This is a genomic window from Sulfitobacter pacificus, assembly GCF_030159975.1.
Lineage (GTDB): Bacteria > Pseudomonadota > Alphaproteobacteria > Rhodobacterales > Rhodobacteraceae > Sulfitobacter > Sulfitobacter pacificus.
The window spans coordinates 2,497,342-2,514,512 of record NZ_BSNL01000001.1 but is presented as its reverse complement, the minus strand read 5'-3'; the positions used below and the strand labels follow the sequence as shown (position 1 = coordinate 2,514,512).

At 58.0% G+C, this 17,171-nt stretch carries 19 protein-coding genes; 16 read left to right on the top strand and 3 right to left on the bottom strand.

The window, feature by feature from the left end; all coding sequences use genetic code 11:
• Positions 1-36: 36 nt before the first annotated feature.
• The 13 genes from QQL78_RS12675 (at position 37) to QQL78_RS12615 (ending at position 11,789) form a co-directional block, all read left to right on the top strand.
• Positions 37-708, top strand: coding sequence for a winged helix-turn-helix domain-containing protein (locus QQL78_RS12675; protein WP_284373955.1), 672 nt, complete (start codon positions 37-39; stop codon positions 706-708).
• On the top strand, positions 705-2,060 hold the full coding sequence (locus QQL78_RS12670; RefSeq protein ID WP_284373954.1) for a sensor histidine kinase: 1,356 nt from the start codon (positions 705-707) through the stop codon (positions 2,058-2,060). Before QQL78_RS12675 ends, QQL78_RS12670 begins: the two co-directional genes overlap by 4 nt.
• Positions 2,061-2,138: 78 nt before the next feature.
• Positions 2,139-3,101: an NADPH:quinone oxidoreductase family protein gene (locus tag QQL78_RS12665; RefSeq protein WP_284373952.1), complete on the top strand. Its 963-nt coding sequence runs from the start codon at positions 2,139-2,141 to the stop codon at positions 3,099-3,101.
• A gap of 26 nt (positions 3,102-3,127) precedes the next feature.
• A complete protein-coding gene (locus QQL78_RS12660) occupies positions 3,128-3,640 on the top strand; it encodes an SRPBCC family protein (RefSeq protein WP_284373949.1) in 513 nt (170 codons plus the stop codon).
• A 60-nt stretch (positions 3,641-3,700) separates the two neighbouring features.
• Positions 3,701-4,651 carry an ABC transporter ATP-binding protein gene (locus tag QQL78_RS12655; RefSeq protein WP_284373947.1) on the top strand — a complete coding sequence of 317 codons (951 nt, stop codon included), beginning with the start codon at positions 3,701-3,703 and terminating at the stop codon, positions 4,649-4,651.
• The gene (locus tag QQL78_RS12650) at positions 4,648-5,409 is read left to right on the top strand and encodes an ABC transporter permease (RefSeq protein WP_284373946.1); all 762 of its coding nucleotides are present in this window, start codon (positions 4,648-4,650) and stop codon (positions 5,407-5,409) included. The genes QQL78_RS12655 and QQL78_RS12650 overlap by 4 nt, the downstream gene beginning before the upstream one ends.
• A gap of 50 nt (positions 5,410-5,459) precedes the next feature.
• Positions 5,460-6,257, top strand: a complete 798-nt coding sequence (locus tag QQL78_RS12645; RefSeq protein ID WP_284373943.1) for a S49 family peptidase — start codon at positions 5,460-5,462, stop codon at positions 6,255-6,257.
• Positions 6,258-6,430: 173 nt separating this feature from the next.
• The gene (locus QQL78_RS12640; RefSeq protein WP_284373941.1) at positions 6,431-7,372 is read left to right on the top strand and encodes a calcium/sodium antiporter; all 942 of its coding nucleotides are present in this window, start codon (positions 6,431-6,433) and stop codon (positions 7,370-7,372) included.
• Positions 7,356-8,165, top strand: a complete 810-nt coding sequence (locus QQL78_RS12635; protein ID WP_284373939.1) for an SDR family oxidoreductase — start codon at positions 7,356-7,358, stop codon at positions 8,163-8,165. The genes QQL78_RS12640 and QQL78_RS12635 overlap by 17 nt, the downstream gene beginning before the upstream one ends.
• 285 nt (positions 8,166-8,450) lie before the next feature.
• Positions 8,451-10,316 carry an excinuclease ABC subunit UvrC gene (gene uvrC, locus QQL78_RS12630; RefSeq protein ID WP_284373937.1) on the top strand — a complete coding sequence of 622 codons (1,866 nt, stop codon included), beginning with the start codon at positions 8,451-8,453 and terminating at the stop codon, positions 10,314-10,316.
• A 115-nt stretch (positions 10,317-10,431) separates the two neighbouring features.
• Entirely contained in the window at positions 10,432-11,097 is a 666-nt protein-coding gene (gene pgsA / locus QQL78_RS12625) for a CDP-diacylglycerol--glycerol-3-phosphate 3-phosphatidyltransferase (RefSeq protein ID WP_284373935.1), read from the top strand.
• Positions 11,097-11,342, top strand: a complete 246-nt coding sequence (moaD, locus tag QQL78_RS12620) for a molybdopterin converting factor subunit 1 (protein ID WP_284373933.1) — start codon at positions 11,097-11,099, stop codon at positions 11,340-11,342. The genes pgsA and moaD overlap by 1 nt, the downstream gene beginning before the upstream one ends.
• 3 nt (positions 11,343-11,345) lie before the next feature.
• The gene (locus QQL78_RS12615) at positions 11,346-11,789 is read left to right on the top strand and encodes a molybdenum cofactor biosynthesis protein MoaE (RefSeq protein WP_284373931.1); all 444 of its coding nucleotides are present in this window, start codon (positions 11,346-11,348) and stop codon (positions 11,787-11,789) included.
• Between the two features lie 3 nt (positions 11,790-11,792).
• Here QQL78_RS12615 and QQL78_RS12610 read toward each other — a convergent pair whose 3' ends face one another.
• Genes QQL78_RS12610 through ubiA form a run of 3 tightly spaced genes read right to left on the bottom strand, consistent with a single transcriptional unit; the run spans position 11,793 to position 15,066 of the window.
• A complete protein-coding gene (locus QQL78_RS12610; RefSeq protein WP_284373929.1) occupies positions 11,793-12,149 on the bottom strand; it encodes a hypothetical protein in 357 nt (118 codons plus the stop codon).
• Positions 12,142-14,043 carry an OmpA family protein gene (locus QQL78_RS12605; protein ID WP_284373927.1) on the bottom strand — a complete coding sequence of 634 codons (1,902 nt, stop codon included), beginning with the start codon at positions 14,041-14,043 and terminating at the stop codon, positions 12,142-12,144. Before QQL78_RS12605 ends, QQL78_RS12610 begins: the two co-directional genes overlap by 8 nt.
• A gap of 60 nt (positions 14,044-14,103) precedes the next feature.
• Positions 14,104-15,066, bottom strand: coding sequence for a 4-hydroxybenzoate octaprenyltransferase (gene ubiA, locus QQL78_RS12600; RefSeq protein WP_284373926.1), 963 nt, complete (start codon positions 15,064-15,066; stop codon positions 14,104-14,106).
• 11 nt (positions 15,067-15,077) lie between these two features.
• Between ubiA and QQL78_RS12595 the strand changes: the two genes are divergently transcribed.
• Genes QQL78_RS12595 through QQL78_RS12585 form a run of 3 tightly spaced genes read left to right on the top strand, consistent with a single transcriptional unit; the run spans position 15,078 to position 17,169 of the window.
• Positions 15,078-15,797, top strand: coding sequence for a 16S rRNA (uracil(1498)-N(3))-methyltransferase (locus QQL78_RS12595; RefSeq protein WP_284373924.1), 720 nt, complete (start codon positions 15,078-15,080; stop codon positions 15,795-15,797).
• Positions 15,794-16,645 (top strand): GNAT family N-acetyltransferase, encoded by an 852-nt coding sequence (locus tag QQL78_RS12590; protein ID WP_284373922.1) that lies wholly within the window; start codon positions 15,794-15,796, stop codon positions 16,643-16,645. The genes QQL78_RS12595 and QQL78_RS12590 overlap by 4 nt, the downstream gene beginning before the upstream one ends.
• Positions 16,642-17,169: a hypothetical protein gene (locus tag QQL78_RS12585; RefSeq protein ID WP_284373920.1), complete on the top strand. Its 528-nt coding sequence runs from the start codon at positions 16,642-16,644 to the stop codon at positions 17,167-17,169. Before QQL78_RS12590 ends, QQL78_RS12585 begins: the two co-directional genes overlap by 4 nt.
• Positions 17,170-17,171 lie beyond the last annotated feature (2 nt).

Below are 17,171 nucleotides of genomic sequence, written 5' to 3'. Positions count from 1 at the left end.
ATATAAAGGGCGCAGAACAAGGGTTGGACGGCACGAATGAAACTATTGGTTGTTGAAGATGATGCCACCACAGGCAGCTACATCGCGCGGGGGTTGCGTGAAGAGGGACATGTGGTGGACCTTGTGGCGAACGGCAGGGATGGGCTGATTGCCGCGACCTCTGGTGGCTATGAGGTGATCGTGCTGGACCGGATGCTGCCCGAGGTGGATGGTTTGACACTGCTCAAAACCCTGCGCGGGGCGGGGACATTGACACCGGTTCTGTTGCTGACCGCGCTGGGCGAGGTTGAGGACCGGATCGAGGGGTTGCAGGCCGGGGCGGATGATTATCTGGCCAAACCCTTTGCCTTTGGCGAACTGTCCGCGCGTGTTGCCGCCTTGGCCCGCAGGCCACAGGCGTTGGAGGCGGAAACAGTGCTGAAGGCGGCGGACCTTGAGATGAACCTGATCACCCGCAAGGTGACACGGGGGGAGGTGGAAATTGACCTTTTGCCGCGCGAATTCGCGTTGCTTGAACACCTCATGCGCCGCAAGGGGCGGGTGCAGACCCGCACGATGCTTTTGGAAAGTGTTTGGGACATCGGGTTTGATCCCGGCACCAACGTGGTTGAAACCCATGTCAGCCGGTTGCGCGCCAAGGTGGACAAACCGTTCCGCCGGGAGTTGATCGAGACCGTGCGCGGTGCGGGCTACAGGATCGTGGCGTGACGCGATTGCGCCATATCTGGCGGTCGATGCCCCTACGGCTGGCAATCTTGCTGGTGGCATTGTTTGCGACGGTCAGCTTGTTGAGCCTCGCGGCCAGCTACGCCGTGACCCAATCCTCGTTTGAGGAGACCATCCGCGCGGATCTGCAACAGGATCTGGCCGGGTTTCGTGCGGCCCCCTCTGCACGCGCGGTGGCGCAGCTGGTCGAGGCGGAATCCCGCGCTGCGGATCCGGGCCGGTTGATCCTAAGCTATGTCGCGCGCGATGGGCGCATATATGGCAATGGCGCGATTGCGCAGGACGAGGGCGGGTTTCACATCTTTTCGCTGAACCCTGAACGTGCAGAGTTCGAGGGGGAATATCTGTCCCTGACCAACCCGCTTTATGGTGGTGTGATAACCATCGCACGCAGCCGCGCAGAGATTGTCGCGCTGCGCGGGGTGTTTGTGAATATTCTGTTGATCAGCCTGCTGCCCACGGTGCTGATTGCCCTGTCGGGGGGGCTAATCCTTGCGCGGCGCTCCAAACGTCATGTTGAAGTTGTCGGGGCCGCATTGGATAAGATGACCAGTGGTGATCTGGGCGCAAGGGTGCAGATCGGTCCGCGCTGGTCGGATGATCTGGTGCGGATCGGCGGGAAGCTGAATCAGATGGCTGCGGCGCAAGAGGCGCAGATGGGGGCGCTGCGGGATGTCACGTCGGATATTGCCCATGACCTTCGTACCCCGCTGCAACGGGTAGCATTATATGTACAGGATCTGTCGGACAGGGTCGCCGATGATCCCGAATCGGCGGTGCTGGCGGGCAAGGTTCAGGGTGAAGTGGACGGCATGACCCATGTTTTTCACGCGCTGTTACAGCTGGCACAGGTCGAGGCGGGCTCTCCCAAAGCGCGGTTTGAAACGGTGGATCTGACGCAGGTTTGTCGCAAGGTTGTTGAGTTATTTGAGGATAGCGCCGTGGCCAGCGGCCACGACCTTTCCCTTGATCTGGTGGCTGAACCGCTGTCGCTGCAAGGAGACCGGGCCTTGCTGGGGCAGATGGTGTCGAACCTGATTGAAAATGCCCTGCGCCATACGCCCAGCGGCACAGAGATCACCGTGTCCCTGCGGGGACAGGAGGGGGCGGTGGTCTTGCAGGTTGCTGACACTGGTCCGGGCATTCCGGCAGATGAACGCGGTAAGGTCCTGCAGCGGCTTTATCGTTTGGACCGCAGTCGTCAGACGCCGGGCCATGGCCTTGGCTTAAGCCTTGTTCAGGCGGTGGCCGGGCTGCACGGGGCGCAGTTGTCGTTGCAGAACAATGCGCCGGGGTTGCGGGTGGATGTGCGCTTCCCGACCAAGGTCGGGTAAAATTGTCCCGCGCATGGCTTGTCATTCGCGGCGTGCTCTGAGCATTTTCAGGGGTGAGATCAGACAAGGACCAAACCCATGCGCGCCATGCAAGTCACCGCTTATGACCAACCGCTTTCGATGCAGGAAATCGACATGCCAAGGCCAAGGGCGGGTGAGGTGCTGGTCAGGATTGATGCCTGCGGGATGAATTTTGGCGATACTCTGATGATCAAGGGCACCTATCAGGAGAAACCGCCCCTGCCGTTCACCATCGGCATGGAACTGGCCGGTACGGTGACCGAGGTGGGTGCTGATGTCACAGACCTTGCCAAGGGGCAGCGGGTGGCTGCCTACGCCGGGATTGGCGGATTGGCTGAATATGCCGCGATACCTGCCGAAATTTGCGTGCCGATCCCGGATGAAATGCCGTCGGTCGACGCGGCCGCCTTTTTGATCGCCTATGGCACCAGCCATGTGGCGCTGGACTATCGGGCAGGGCTGAAGGCGGGCGAAAGCCTGTTGGTGCTGGGGGCCTCCGGTGGTGTGGGGCTGACGGCAGTGGAATTGGGCAAGCTGATGGGCGCGGAGGTCATCGCCTGCGCGCGCGGCGCTGAAAAGCTGCAGGTGTGCAAGGCCGCCGGCGCGGACCACCTGATTGATTGTGAAACCGATGATATTCGCGCCATCGTCAAGGAGTTGGGCGGCGCTGATGTGGTTTATGACCCGGTTGGCGGGGACCAGTTCAAAGCCGCGATGCGGGCCTGCAATCCAGAGGCGCGGCTGCTGCCGCTTGGCTTTGCTAGTGGTGAGGTGCCGCAAATCCCTGCAAATATCCTGCTGGTCAAGAACCTGACCGTGATCGGGCTCTATTGGGGTGCCTATGCCAAGCTGCGCCCCTCGGTCTTGACCGACAGTTTCAAAACCCTGTTTGACTGGTATGTTGCGGGCAAGCTAAGCCCCCATGTCAGCAACGTTCTGCCGCTGGATCGTGCAAATGACGCGCTTGATCTCTTGCGCAGGCGTGAAGCCACGGGCAAGGTTGTGGTCCAGATCGCCTGACCACCCGCATTTTAGGAGCCACGCCCATGCAAATGTCCGACACCCGCCAGATTGCTGTCCCGCCCGCGCAGGTCTATGCCGCGCTGTTGGATCCTGAAATGTTGAAAAACTGCGTGCCCGGTGCGCAAGAGGTTACCGGTTCGGTGGAGGAAGGTTTTACCGCCACTGTGGTTCAGAAAGTTGGACCAGTGAAGGCAACCTTCAAAGGGGAGGTAACCATTTCCGATCTGGTGCCTGACACCTCGTTGAAAATTGACGGTACGGGCAAAGGGGGGGCTGCGGGTTTTGCCAAGGGCGGTGCGGAAGTGCGGCTGGTTGGCAAGGATGGCGGCACAGAGCTGACCTATGATGTGGAGGCCAAGGTGGGCGGCAAGCTTGCCCAATTGGGCAGCCGGATCATTGACGGTTTTGCCAAAAAGATGGCGGACCAGTTTTTCCAGAACCTGCAATCCACACTGGAGGGCCCTGCGGATGATGTGGCGGACGCCGGTGAAGAGGCCCCGGCGAAAAAAGGCTGGTTTGGGCGCTCAAAAGAGTAAACGCACCTGTTTACTCCTGAACATCCGGTCTAGGATGTGGGCCGGAATAAGGACGACAGCATGCGGAACATAGTCGAGATCAAAGACCTCAAGAAATCCTATAAGGGTGGTTTTGAGGCGCTCAAGGGTGTCACACTGGACATTCGCGAAGGCGAAATTCTGGCGCTTCTCGGACCGAATGGCGCTGGAAAAACAACTCTGATTTCAACGGTTTGCGGAATTACCACGGCCAGTTCGGGGACGGTTGCGGTTGGCGGGCATGACATCAAGGATGATTATCGCGCAGCGCGCTCGATGATCGGGCTGGTGCCGCAGGAGATCAATCTGGAACCCTTTGAGCGGGTGATCAACACAGTGCGGTTTTCACGCGGGTTGTTTGGCAAAGCGGGTGATGATGGCACCATGGAGAAAGTCCTGCGCCAGCTGTCGCTCTGGGACAAGAAAGACAGTCAGATCAGAGAGCTTTCGGGCGGCATGAAGCGGCGCGTTTTGATTGCCAAGGCGCTGTCACATGACCCGCGGGTGTTGTTTCTGGATGAACCCACTGCTGGCGTTGACGTGGAGCTTCGCAAGGACATGTGGGAAATTGTTGCAGGGCTGAAGGCGGCGGGTGTGACGATCATCCTGACCACCCATTACATTGAAGAAGCCGAGGCCATTGCCGACCGTGTCGGGGTGATTGCCAAGGGTGAGCTGATGCTGGTTGAGGATAAGGACAAGCTGATGGCCCGGATGGGCCAGAAGGAGCTGGAGGTGCAGCTGAGTGCTCCGCTTTCAGAGATCCCACCGGCCTTGCAATCAGACGACCTGCGCCTATCGAAAGACGGGGCGTTGATCTACACCTATGACACACGCGCCGAACGGACAGGCATCACATCCCTGCTGGCCGCTGTTGCCAAAGAGGGGCTGACCCTGCGCGATCTGGTGACGCGCCAATCCAGTCTTGAGGAGATATTTGTGAACCTTGTCCATAAGGGTGACCCCAAGACCGGCGCGGAGGATGCGGCATGAACTGGACAGCGGTAATATCCATCTACCTGTTTGAAATGCATCGGTTCTTCCGCACGATTGCACAAAGCTTTCTTGCGCCGGTTATTTCGACTTCGCTGTATTTTGTGGTCTTCGGGGCGGCCATCGGCAGCCGCATTCAAGAGGTTGACGGGGTAAGTTACGGGGCCTTTATCGTGCCGGGGCTGATTATGTTGACGGTCATCACCCAGTCGATTTCAAACGCGTCTTTCGGCATCTATTTCCCGAAATTCATCGGGACATTTTCTGAACTGTTGGCCGCGCCGATCAGCTTTCTGGAAATTGTGCTGGGCTATGTGGGGGCCGCCGCGACCAAGGCACTGATCATCGGGGTTATCATCCTGATCACCGCCTTCTTTTTTGTCGATTTCAGCATTGAACATCCGATTGCAATGCTGACCTTCCTTGTCCTCACCGCCATCAGCTTTTCACTGTTCGGCTTTATCCTTGGCATCTGGGCGGGGAATTTTGAACAGCTTCAGATCGTGCCGCTGTTGATCGTCACACCTTTGGTTTTTCTGGGCGGATCGTTCTATTCCATCTCGATGCTGCCTTCTGTTTGGCAGTCGATTTCGATGTTTAACCCGGTGGTCTATCTGATCTCTGGCTTTCGTTGGGCGTTTTACGGGGCGGCGGATGTGCCGATTGTCACCAGCCTGCTTGCCATCGGTGTCTTCACCGGCATTTGCCTCTATGTGATCTGGTGGATATTCAGGACCGGATGGCGCATCCGCGATTAATCCTGCCCGCGTCCTTGTTTGCACATGCTGCGCGTTCTACATGAGGTTACATGAAAAACTGGCTGCCTTTCGTAAAATCTGATCCGACTGTCGCTGTGATCCGCCTTGCCGGGTTGATTGGCGGGCAGGGACCCGGGACGTTGAATGACGTCACGCTGCGACCGATTATTGAAAAAGCTTTTTCCAAGGGAAAACCCGTTGCGGTGGCTTTGGAAGTGAATTCACCGGGCGGCAGCCCGGTGCAATCCTCGCTGATCGGGGCGCGCATTCGTCGACTGGCTGAGGAAAAGAACATTCCGGTTATCGCCTTTGTCGAGGATGTGGCCGGATCGGGTGGCTATTGGTTGGCCGCTGCGGCAGATGAGATTTATGCGGACAGTTCTTCGGTTGTCGGGTCAGTCGGGGTAATCTCTGCCTCCTTTGGTCTTGATGAGTTTATCAAAACCCACGGGATTGAGCGGCGGATCTATACGGCTGGCGAGTCCAAAAGCATGCTGGACCCGTTCCGCCCCGCAGCCCCGGAAGATGTAGCGCGGCTCAAGACGCTGCTTGAAGATGTCCATGTGAACTTCAAAGAGCACATCACGGCGCGGCGAAAAGGCAAATTGCCGGAAGATCAGGATCTGTTCACGGGCGAGATCTGGCTGGCCCGTCGTGCGCTTGAGCTGGGGTTGATTGATGGCATTGGCCATCTGTTGCCGGTGATGAAAGAACGTTTTGGCAAGAAGGTCAGGTTGCGCAGCTATTCTGTCAAACGCGGTCTTCTTTCGCGCTTTTCAACGCAGATGGTGCAAGAGGCGGTATTGAGTATCGAGGAACGTGCAGCCTATGCGCGGTTTGGTCTCTAACCAATGGTTGCCAAGATAGTTCTTTTGTTTCTGGTGTTTATGGGTGTTTTGGCTTGGTTTGGCAAAATGCACTGGCTGGGATCAAATCGTTTGAAACAAACAAAATGCGGGGCCTGCGGGCGTTTTCGCATTGGCAAAGGGCCCTGCGCCTGTGGGGGTAAAAGCTGATGTTGATGCCGTGGATCTTGTCTGGACTGGGTCTGGTGATCCTGCTGTTGGCGGGGGATGCGCTGGTTAAAGGTGCGGTGAACCTTGCGTTGCGCTTGGGGATACCAGCGCTGATCGTCAGCTTGACGATTGTGGCATTCGGCACCTCGGCACCTGAATTGCTGATCTCGATCAAGGCTGTACTGGATGGGGCGCCGGGGCTTGCATTGGGCAATGTGGTCGGGTCGAACACGGCGAACATCCTGTTGGTGCTGGGCATTCCTGCACTTCTGGCGACCATGCACACCTCGCAATGTGACACCAGCAAAAGCTATAATTTCATGATTGCGGCAAGCGTGCTGTTTATCGGGCTGGCGTTCCGGGGGGTGTTTGACTGGCTTGCCGGTTTGGTGCTCTTGGGGGCTTTGGCCTATGTGTTGTTTGACCAGATGCGCGACGCGAGCGCGCATCGCCGATGCGAGGCGGAGGGTTTGGAAGAACCCGAAGGCGCAGATCCCAGTATGCCAAGTTGGCAGATTGCTGTATTTCTGGTTCTTGGCCTTGTGGGCCTGCCGCTGGGGGCAGGGCTGTTGGTGGATAATGCCACGATTATCGCGCAGGCCTATGGCGTCAGTGATACGGTCATCGGTCTGACATTGGTGGCTATCGGTACCTCACTGCCGGAGCTTGCGACAACGGTCATGGCGGCGTTGCGGCGGCAGGCGGATGTCGTGTTGGGCAGTGTCATCGGGTCGAATATGTTCAATCTTCTGGCGATCATCGGCATTGCCAGTCTTGTGGGCCCGATCAGGGTTGATCCAGAGTTCTTGCAGTTTGACCTTTGGGTCATGCTGGGGGCATCCCTGTTGCTGATCCCCTTTGTGTTTCTCAAAAAGGACATCACACGGACGTGGGGTATCATCTTGAGCGCCCTCTACGCCGTTTATCTGGTTGTCGTTCTGGTCTGAGGAGAAAGCTGATATGCGGCGGGCACTTGTTACAGGAGCGGGGCACCGCCTTGGCGCAGCGATGGCCTTCTATCTGGCGGAACGCGGTTTTGATGTGGCTGTGCATTATGCCAGCAGCAGCGCCGGTGCAGATCAGGTTGTAGAAGAGATCACAGCACTGGGCCGCAACGCAGTGGCCTTGCAGGCTGACCTTCTGGAAGATGAGGCTGCAACCGATCTGTTTGAACAGGCTGCTGCGGCACTGGGCGGTCCGCTCACCTGTCTGGTGAATAATGCGTCGATCTTTGAATATGATACCGTTGCAAGCGCCACCCGCGACAGTTGGGACCGGCATATGGGCAGCAATCTGCGTGCGCCATTTGTACTGACGCAGATGATGGCGGCCCAAGGGCTGCCGGCAGAAGCTGATGCCACAGGAGAGCCTCAGGCCAGCGGGTTGATCATCAATATGGTGGATCAACGGGTGCGCAAGCTGACGCCGGAATTCATGACCTATACTTTGGCGAAGATGGGGCTATGGGCGATGACCCAGACCACCGCCCGTGCCCTTGCGCCCGCGATCCGGGTAAATGCCATTGGACCGGGGCCTACCCTGAAGGGCGCACGTCAATCGGACACGCATTTCAACAATCAACGGACCAATACAGTGCTGGAACGCGGGGCCAACCCGGCTGATATCACTGCTGCACTGGGCTATTTTCTGGATGCGCCTGCGGTGACGGGGCAGCTACTCTGCGTTGATGGCGGGCAGCATCTTGGCTGGGAAACACCGGATATTGTGGGGGTAGAATAGGGTGTTGCCGCTAAAGTTCTGCACGGGCGGGCGAGCGGGACACATAACTGTTACAATTAGCCCATGTTTTCAGAGGGTTGGCGAGGTGTTAATAATTTGTTAATATTTTTCAGACGGTTACATAACTGCCTAAAAATTAGGCAATCCAAAGAAGTCTGCTGAATACAACAATAATTTCATGTCCACCCAAACTTACCCGCAGAGTTATCCACAGGATTCGTGGACAGGTTAACCCTTGTTACCGAAACCTGCATAGTGCAGCACGAACAGAGAATCAGGCGGCCCATGACGGATCAGACCCAGACACAGCCTCAAGGTCACGCGGTGATCCAGAGCTATCTCAAAACTCTTGATGCCTCGCCCGGTGTTTACCGGATGCTGGATGGTGAAAGCCGTGTGCTTTATGTGGGTAAGGCACGTAATTTGCGGGCGCGGGTCAGCAACTACGCACGCCCTGCCGGGCATTCGGGCCGCATTGCGCGGATGATCGCGAATACCGCTTCGATGATGTTTTTGACCACAAAGACAGAGACCGAAGCACTGCTGCTGGAACAAAACCTGATCAAGCAGCTAAAGCCGAAGTACAACGTGCTGTTGCGGGACGACAAAAGCTTTCCCAATATTCTGGTGACGGCGGATCACGCGTTTCCGCAGATCAAGAAACACCGCGGTGCCAAAAAGGAAAAAGGATCATATTATGGCCCCTTCGCCAGTGCGGGTGCTGTGAACCGGACGCTGAACCAACTGCAACGGGTTTTCCTGCTGCGTGACTGTTCCAATGCCATGTTTGAAAGCCGCACGCGCCCTTGTTTGCAATATCAGATCAAACGCTGTTCTGCCCCTTGTGTGGGCAAGATCAGCCCGGAAGAGTACGGTCAGACGGTCAATGATGCGCAGCGTTTTCTGGGCGGCAAGACCACAGATATTCAGGCCCGTCTGGCCAGCGAGATGAATGCGGCCTCCGAAGAGATGGAGTTTGAACGCGCAGCAGCGCTGCGGGACCGGATCAAGGCGCTGACTCAGGTGCAGACCGCGCAGGGGATTAACCCAAAAGGGGTGACCGAGGCGGATGTCATCGGGTTGCACATGCAGGACGGACAAGCCTGTGTTCAGGTGTTTTTCATTCGGGCCAATCAGAATTGGGGCAACAAGGATTATTACCCCCGCGTTGGTGCAGATGTAGATGCGGCCGAGGTGCTGGAAGCCTTTATCGGTCAGTTCTATGATCAGCGTGATCCGCCGCCGCAACTGATCCTGAGCAACCAGATTGAAAACCCAGATCTGATGGCGGATGCGCTGACGGGTAAGTTGGGCCGCAAGGTGGAACTGCTGGTGCCGCAACGGGGGGAGAAAGCGGAACTGGTTGATGGCGCACTGCGCAATGCCCGTGAATCGCTGGCCCGTAAGATGGCAGAGACCGCAACCCAGGCGAAACTGCTGAAAGGGCTGGCGGAGGCTTTTGATCTGCCGGCATCGCCTGCGCGGATCGAAGTATATGACAACTCGCATATTCAGGGCACGAACGCGGTGGGGGCCATGGTTGTGGCCGGGCCGGAGGGCATGCTGAAGAACCAATACCGTAAGTTCAACATTCGTGGGGACGCGCTGACCCCCGGCGACGACTTTGGCATGATGAAAGAGGTATTGCAGCGGCGATTTAAGCGGTTGTTGAAAGAGGACCCCGACCGCAAGGAGGGGCATTGGCCGGATCTGCTGTTGATCGACGGGGGGGCAGGGCAGGTCTCTGCCGTGGCGTCGATCATGCGCGAATACGGGGTTGAAGATATTCCCATGGTCGGCGTCGCCAAGGGGGTGGACCGTGACGCAGGCAAGGAGGAGTTTCACCGGGTCGGCAAACGCCCTATGGCGCTGCGTCATAATGATCCGGTGTTGTATTTTGTTCAACGCATGCGGGATGAGGCGCATCGGTTCGCCATTGGCACCCACCGTGCAAAACGCGCCAAGGCGGTGAGCAAGACACCGTTGGATGATGTGCCGGGTGTCGGGCCGGGGCGCAAACGGGCGTTGCTGGCGCATTTCGGCTCTGCCAAGGCTGTGGGGCGGGCAAATCTGTCTGATCTAAAGGCGGTGGCCGGGGTGTCAGACACATTGGCAGAGACGATTTATGCCTATTTCCATGAACGGGGATAGGTTTGTGGCCATAGCTGGCGGAACCGAGGGGCGAGAGTGCGGACAGTACTTAAGGCCAAAAAGAGGAGACGCGTTGGTGCTTTTACATGGGCGGCAGGGGCTGTAGGGTGCGGGTATGAAGTGGAATCTGCCAAATATTCTGACGCTGTTGCGCTTGATTGCGGCCCCGATGGTCGCAGTGATGTTTCTGTTTTTCACGCGCCCTTATGCGGATTGGTTTGCCCTGCTGCTGTTTGTTTCGGCGGCGGTAACCGATTGGTTTGATGGCTATCTGGCGCGCGCGTGGAAGCAGGAAACCAAGCTGGGCGCGATGTTGGATCCGATTGCGGATAAGGCAATGGTGGTGATTGCCCTGATGGTGATCATTGCATTTTCCAGTTGGTCACCCTGGTTGGTCTTGCCCGCAACGGTGATCCTGTTTCGCGAGGTTTTTGTTTCCGGGCTGCGCGAATTTCTGGGGGATGTCTCGGGCACGTTGAAGGTGACCAGTCTGGCCAAATGGAAGACCACCTTCCAGATGACGGCGATTGCGGTTTTGTTCAGTCAGGGTGTGTTTGAACATTATCTGGGGATGTCGGTCTTTGGGATGGATGATGAGATGGTCGGTGCCATCCTGAGTGGTTCGCAGGAGGATGTGCTGGGGCTGGGCTGGAAGTTGATGGGGATGGAATGGTCGGGCCGCATCGGTCTTTGGCTGTTGTGGCTGGCCGCGGCGCTGACGGCGATCACCGGTGTCGATTACCTGATCAAAGCCATGCCGCATTTGAAAGAGGGACGTTGATGGAAATTCTGTATTTTGCCTGGGTGCGGGAGCGTATTGGCCTGCCGCGCGAAACGGTTGAGACCAAGGCAACAACAGTGCGCGCATTGGTGGAAGAGCTGAAAGCCCGCGAAGAGCGCTATCAGGTGGCGTTTTCTGATCTGAGCGCCCTGCGCGTGGCGGTGGATCAGACGTTGACGGATTTTGACGCAGCACTGGAAGGTGCGCGCGAGATTGCGTTTTTTCCGCCGATGACAGGCGGGTGACCGGTGCGGGTTCTGGTGCAGGAAGCCCCGTTTGATCTGGGACAGGAAACGACAGAATTTGCCCGCGGCCATCGGGATATGGGGGCGATTGTTACTTTTACCGGCGTGGTGCGGGATCTGCCAGATGACCCGCTGGAAGCGATGGAGATCGAACATTACCCCGGTATGACCGAGGCCGCGCTAGGCGAATTTGCCGCGCAGGCGATGACCCGGTTTGATCTGGGGGACGCTTTGGTCATTCACCGTTTCGGGCGTTTGCTGCCTGGGGAGATGATCATGATGGTGGCCACTGCCGCACGCCATCGCAAATCTGCCTTTGAAGGGGCGGAATTCCTGATGGATTACCTGAAATCACGTGCGCCATTCTGGAAGCGCGAGATCACGGCCAAGGGATCAGGCTGGGTCGCTTCAAAATCCGTTGATGAGGATGCGTTGAAACGCTGGTGAGCCTTAGCGTTTGCTGGAGAAGACTTCGCCGCCAACCGGCGCGGATTGGTTTTCCATATAGCCGCGCAGTTCCTCTGCCTCGCGGCGGGCGTCGCGCAACCCTTCCATCGCGGCCCCCAGTTCTGCTTCGGTCTGGGCCAGTTGATTGGTCAACTCTGCCTCGCGCTGTTGCAGATAGGTGATTGCCTGATCACGGGTTTCTTCCGCTTCGTGCAGTTCTTGGCTCATCCGGTCCAGTTCGGCGACATCGCCAGCGGCAACACGGGTGAACCGATGCAGCAGCCAGTTGGCGAACCACCCCAGACAAAACGCGACAAAAAGAATAATCGCAGTCGCAAGGACAAATTCGGTTCTACTCATCTGTGGTGCCTTGCTCCGTCGTTTCGCCGTCTGTATCGCCTGATTGTGCGATAGATTCCAGCGTTGTTTGCTCTGGTGTCGCCACGGTATCGGGGCGGATCAGTTTAAATTCAATGCGGCGGTTGGCTTCGCGACCAGCTTCGGTGCTGTTGTCGGCGATGGCTTGTTCTTCACCATAGCCTTTGGCGGTGAAAGTGCCAGTCAGAACACGCCGTGCGCGCAATTCGTTCAAGACAGATTGCGCACGGCTCTGGCTGAGCGCCAGATTCATTGCCTCGCGGCCCTGACTGTCAGTATATCCTTGTATTTCCAGTGGAATATCACCGCACCGGCGCAGGATTTCGGCGATGGTGTCCATCACGCCAAGGGCGGATGCGTCAATGGTGGCGGAACCGGGTTCAAAGTTGATCTTGCCGGTTTTCAGAACCTCGCCGATTTCGGCCTCGCATTGATCAGGCGTGGGCAGGCCCAGCACCGGGTCCAGTTTCTCCTGATATGTCACGTCGATATTGTATTCCGCACCTTCACCAAGTTTTCCTGCCAGCATCGCGGCAATTTCTGAGCTGGCATCAGGGTTGCCGGTATTGCCGGAAACGAGAAGATCGCTGGGGGTGACCGTCACGGTGCCGTTGCTCAGTCCCGACAGGGCTTCAAGACCGGTCAACACACGCGGGGCCCAATCTGCCGGCAGGTTTTCAGCGATGCGGGCGGCGGTATAGACTTTATCCGACCCAAAGCGCGCCTTTGCAAAGCTCTCTGCAAGCTCGCGCAGGGAAACATCGCTGACGCGGCCGCGCAGCTGAACCTGTCCTTCGGGGCTGAGGGTTGCGATGAATTCAGGAGGGCCTTCACTGGGGTCAAGCACCTTGGGCAGTTTGGAATGCAGGGCAAAAACCTCGGGCAGGCTGTTTTCCAGTTCACCCACAACGCGGTCGAAATTGTCTTGATCGCTGCCCGGCAGGGCGACCAGGGTGATGTCGGCATCAGCAAAGGTGACCGAGCCGCCTTCAAGGCGTTGAACCGCGTTTATGGCCTGATCAACCGCTTCTGCCCAGCGGGGGGTGGGCACACCAAGGCCGACGGTGCAGCGTGCGGTGCCGGTGACCCCGGCACGGGTTGCAGCGGCAAGAATGCGAATGCGGGCCGCTTCGGAGTCGGCGGAACATGCGTCAAAACGTGCGCCTTCCTCGTCTTTGATAAACCGCAGGGTGAAAGGGGTCAGCACCGGACGGGGGGCGGCAATATCCAGCATCAGTTCAACACTGGGCGGCACCGTGCGGTTCAGTTTGTTTTCCATCTCTGCCTTGGCTTCGGGGCTGTCGGCGATGGCGGTGATCGATACCCGCCCGGCTTCGATAGAGGCTTTGGCGCGGGGCAATTGGGCCATGGCGGTCATGGCGAAAGCCAGCGCATCCTCCCAGCCTTCAGGTGCAGGGTAGTCGCCCTGTTCCAGAAAATCGGCAACGTTTTCGGCACCGACGATCTGTGAAAACCGGGCCACAGCCCCTTCGCGATCAGAGGTGGTAGGGATCAGACCGATGATCGACACACCGCTGTCGTTTCGCAGTACCTCGGCGGAAAAACGGGGCGGGGCGATTGCCGCCTGTGCTTCGACTTCCATTTCATCAATCACACGGGCGGCGTCAACAATAGACCCGGCGGTTGTCAGCGCCTTGAAGCGCACCGCCTCTGTAGGGGCGATGCCGGCCAGAGTGACCTGCAAACCGTCTGCCTGCACTTCGGCCCATGTCATGCCCTCATCATCAAGGGCATCGCGCACCCCGATTTCAGATGATTCCTCGATGAGTTTTACACTGAAGTTAGCCGCGACAAGGGACACGACAGCGGCCGCAAAGAAAGTCATGGCGATGATGAGCAGTGAAGACAGACGCATGTATCAGATGTACCCTGTTGGAATTAGGTCGTTGATACGCCCCGCGCAGCGGGGGTGCAATCACACGAGAAGGGCTATCGCAAAAAACAACAGCGGGATTATGCCGGTGTCACGATTGGCGCGAAACAATTGCAGCATCTTTGCGGCATTGTTGATGTCGAGCCCACGCAGTTGCCATGTCATATGCCAACCCATTGCCCAAGGGCCGGCAAGAGCGATTACCATCGCAAGGATCGAGGCATTGGGCAGGGCGCTGAAAATCACCGCCAGACCCAGTAGCCCAACCGTCAGCATCAGGAAACGCAGCAACCACTTGGGAGAGGTGTCGCCAAACAGTCGCGCGGTGGATTTCACCCCGATCAGCGCGTCGTCATCAGTGTCCTGATGGGCATAGATCGTATCGTAAAACAACGTCCAGGCGATGCCGCCTGCATAAAGCAGAATGGCAGGGGGTTGCAGCACACCGGTATGGGCGGTCCAGGCCAGTAAGGCCCCCCAGTTGAAAGCCAGCCCCAGAAACACTTGCGGCCACCATGTGAACCGTTTGGCAAAAGGGTAAATCGTGACCAGCAGCAGCGACAAAAAGCCCAAGCCGATGGCGGCAGTGTTGAAGGTCAGCAGAATCACCGCGGCCAGCAGGGTCTGGATGACCATCCATGCCACGGCGGCCTCCACACTGACCTGACCTGACGGAATAGGGCGCGAGCGGGTGCGTTCGACCTGCCCGTCGATATGGCGGTCGGTGATGTCATTCCATGTGCATCCGGCCCCACGCATCAGAAAAGCACCGATGCCGCAGCCGATGAAAATCCACAGGTCTTCCCAGCGTGGGCTTTGATCATAAAGAATTGCCAGCGCCAGCCCCCACCAACAGGGTAGCAGCAACAGCCATGTGCCGATGGGCCGGTCGGCCCTGCTGAGACGTAGAAAAGGCCGCGCAAACGGCGGCGCATAACGGTCCACCCAATTGTCTGCTGCGGCATCTGCGACAGGTGCATCTGGTGATGTGGGTGTCTCTTGCATATATCAGTCTCATGAGCGCTAAGATCAGACTTTATGTAGAGCACCCCTTGGGGGTTGGGCAATCGGTTCCTTTGGACAAAGGGCAGGCGCATTACCTTTTCGGGGTGATGCGGCAGGCCGTCGGCGGGCAGGTGTTGCTGTTTAACGGATCCGATGGGGAATGGCGGGCGGAAATTGTGCAGGCAGGCAAGCGCGGAGGAGAACTGTGCTGTGTGCAGCAGACCCGCCCCTTGCGGATGCCGCCGGATGTCTGGCTGCTGTTTGCACCGATCAAGAAGGCGCGCACGGATTTCATCGTCGAGAAAGCCGCCGAAATGGGCGCGGCGCGGATTGTGCCGGTGATGACTGAATTTACCAATGCAGGCCGCATTCAACGCGACCGCTTGCAGGCCCATGCGGTAGAGGCGGCAGAGCAATGTGGCGGCACCTATGTGCCCGAAGTTGTCGAGGCGGTGAAGTTCGGCCGCCTGCTGGAGCAGTGGGATACATCCCGCCGGATCATGTTCTGTGACGAGGCATTGGCGGGGGCGACATCGGAACTGCCCAGTCAGCCGGGCCCTTGGGCCATTCTGATCGGGCCGGAGGGCGGTTTTTCTGACCGTGAACGCAGCAAACTGCACAAGGCAGAGTTTGCCGATGCGGTGACATTGGGGCCGCGCATCCTGCGGGCGGACACGGCGGCGGTCGCGGCCATGACGATCTGGCAGCAGAAACTGGGGGATTGGGGATGATCCGTTGTGCAATCGCCGCTGACGCTGATGCGATGGACAAATTCCTAAGTCGCTATGCAGCGAGTTCCATGTTCTTGCGCGGCAATCTCGCAGCCCACGGTACGCAGGAACGCGAGCACAGACAGGGTACCACGTTTTATCTGTCCGAAGATAATAATGGGATCAAGGCGGTCGCGGGAATCACCAACGGGGGATATCTGATGTGTCAGGCACCTGATGCACCAAAGTCGTTCTTTGATAGGGTGGCGAAGATGCTGAATGGCCTGACAATCGCCGGTATGACAGGCGAGCCAAGACAAGTATCGAAAATGCTGATTGCGATTGGTTGTGACAAGATGGCTTTCGCATTGCGCGAGCAAGAGCCGCTTTATGCGTTGGACCTGGCTGAGATGATGCCGCTGACTTTGCAAGAGTGTTCGCTTGTTAAACCCTTGCCGGACAATCTACCTTGGTTGGCCGAGTGGTTTCTGGGCTATCATGAGGACAGCGGCCTACCATTGCCGTCGGGGTCTGACTTGGACGACCTTGCGTTGACGTTCGCGGCCAATCCGGATGCCAGATTGTTGACGGTCAATAACACGCCTGTTGCAATGTCGAACCTGAACGCGCGAACACTGGATACTGTCCAGATTGGCGGTGTCTATGTTCCGCCTGAACACCGTGGATGCGGATACGGGGGCGAGATTGTATTGCGCCATTTGCATGAGGTGCGTTCGGAGGGGATCGGCAAAGCAATCCTGTTTGCTGCATCTGCATTTGCCGCCCGCGCGTATGAGGCGATTGGGTTCAGTCATATTGGTGCCTACGAAGTCGCATTGTTCAAGGAACCTCTGAGGATCAAGACATGACCTTCTTTCGTCCCGAAGCCAAGGCTGCACTCTGGCGCTGGCGCGAGGCATATCTGGGTGGTTTGCTGGCCCTGCTTGGGATCTGGCTGGTGTCGGGGCCGGGGTTTTTATTGGCTGTGCCAGGGTATGCGGCCATCGCGGGTGGGTTGTTGCTGACCTGGCTTGGCATTCAGCGCGGGCGGTTTCGCGGACCTGATGGTGGAACCGGCGCGGTGCAGGTTGACGAGGGGCAGGTCAGCTACTTCGGGCCATTGACCGGGGGCACTGTGGCGCTGCGCGAGATGGACCGGCTGACGCTTGAGGGCAATATGTTTCCGGCCCATTGGCGGTTAAGCCAGCAGGGCCAGCCACCGTTGCTTATCCCGGTCAATGCCGCCGGTGCCGATGCGCTGTTTGATGCCTTTGCCGCCCTGCCGGGGCTGCGTACCGAGAAAATGTTGAACACGCTGCGGGCGGAACCTCATGCCACAGTTGTGATCTGGCAACGCCCGAACACAGCACATACGGGCACACTGCTGCATTGACA

Coding starts and splice junctions, on each gene's coding strand:
- QQL78_RS12645 (WP_284373943.1), top strand. CDS start 5,460: ATGAAAAACTGGCTGCCTTTCGTAAAATCTGATCCGACTGTCGCTGTG.
- QQL78_RS12665 (WP_284373952.1), top strand. CDS start 2,139: ATGCGCGCCATGCAAGTCACCGCTTATGACCAACCGCTTTCGATGCAG.
- QQL78_RS12610 (WP_284373929.1), bottom strand. CDS start 12,149: ATGAGTAGAACCGAATTTGTCCTTGCGACTGCGATTATTCTTTTTGTC.
- QQL78_RS12640 (WP_284373941.1), top strand. CDS start 6,431: ATGCCGTGGATCTTGTCTGGACTGGGTCTGGTGATCCTGCTGTTGGCG.
- QQL78_RS12605 (WP_284373927.1), bottom strand. CDS start 14,043: ATGCGTCTGTCTTCACTGCTCATCATCGCCATGACTTTCTTTGCGGCC.
- moaD (WP_284373933.1), top strand. CDS start 11,097: ATGGAAATTCTGTATTTTGCCTGGGTGCGGGAGCGTATTGGCCTGCCG.
- QQL78_RS12595 (WP_284373924.1), top strand. CDS start 15,078: ATGAGCGCTAAGATCAGACTTTATGTAGAGCACCCCTTGGGGGTTGGG.
- QQL78_RS12590 (WP_284373922.1), top strand. CDS start 15,794: ATGATCCGTTGTGCAATCGCCGCTGACGCTGATGCGATGGACAAATTC.
- QQL78_RS12675 (WP_284373955.1), top strand. CDS start 37: ATGAAACTATTGGTTGTTGAAGATGATGCCACCACAGGCAGCTACATC.
- QQL78_RS12655 (WP_284373947.1), top strand. CDS start 3,701: ATGCGGAACATAGTCGAGATCAAAGACCTCAAGAAATCCTATAAGGGT.
- uvrC (WP_284373937.1), top strand. CDS start 8,451: ATGACGGATCAGACCCAGACACAGCCTCAAGGTCACGCGGTGATCCAG.
- QQL78_RS12585 (WP_284373920.1), top strand. CDS start 16,642: ATGACCTTCTTTCGTCCCGAAGCCAAGGCTGCACTCTGGCGCTGGCGC.
- ubiA (WP_284373926.1), bottom strand. CDS start 15,066: ATGCAAGAGACACCCACATCACCAGATGCACCTGTCGCAGATGCCGCA.
- pgsA (WP_284373935.1), top strand. CDS start 10,432: ATGAAGTGGAATCTGCCAAATATTCTGACGCTGTTGCGCTTGATTGCG.
- QQL78_RS12650 (WP_284373946.1), top strand. CDS start 4,648: ATGAACTGGACAGCGGTAATATCCATCTACCTGTTTGAAATGCATCGG.
- QQL78_RS12660 (WP_284373949.1), top strand. CDS start 3,128: ATGCAAATGTCCGACACCCGCCAGATTGCTGTCCCGCCCGCGCAGGTC.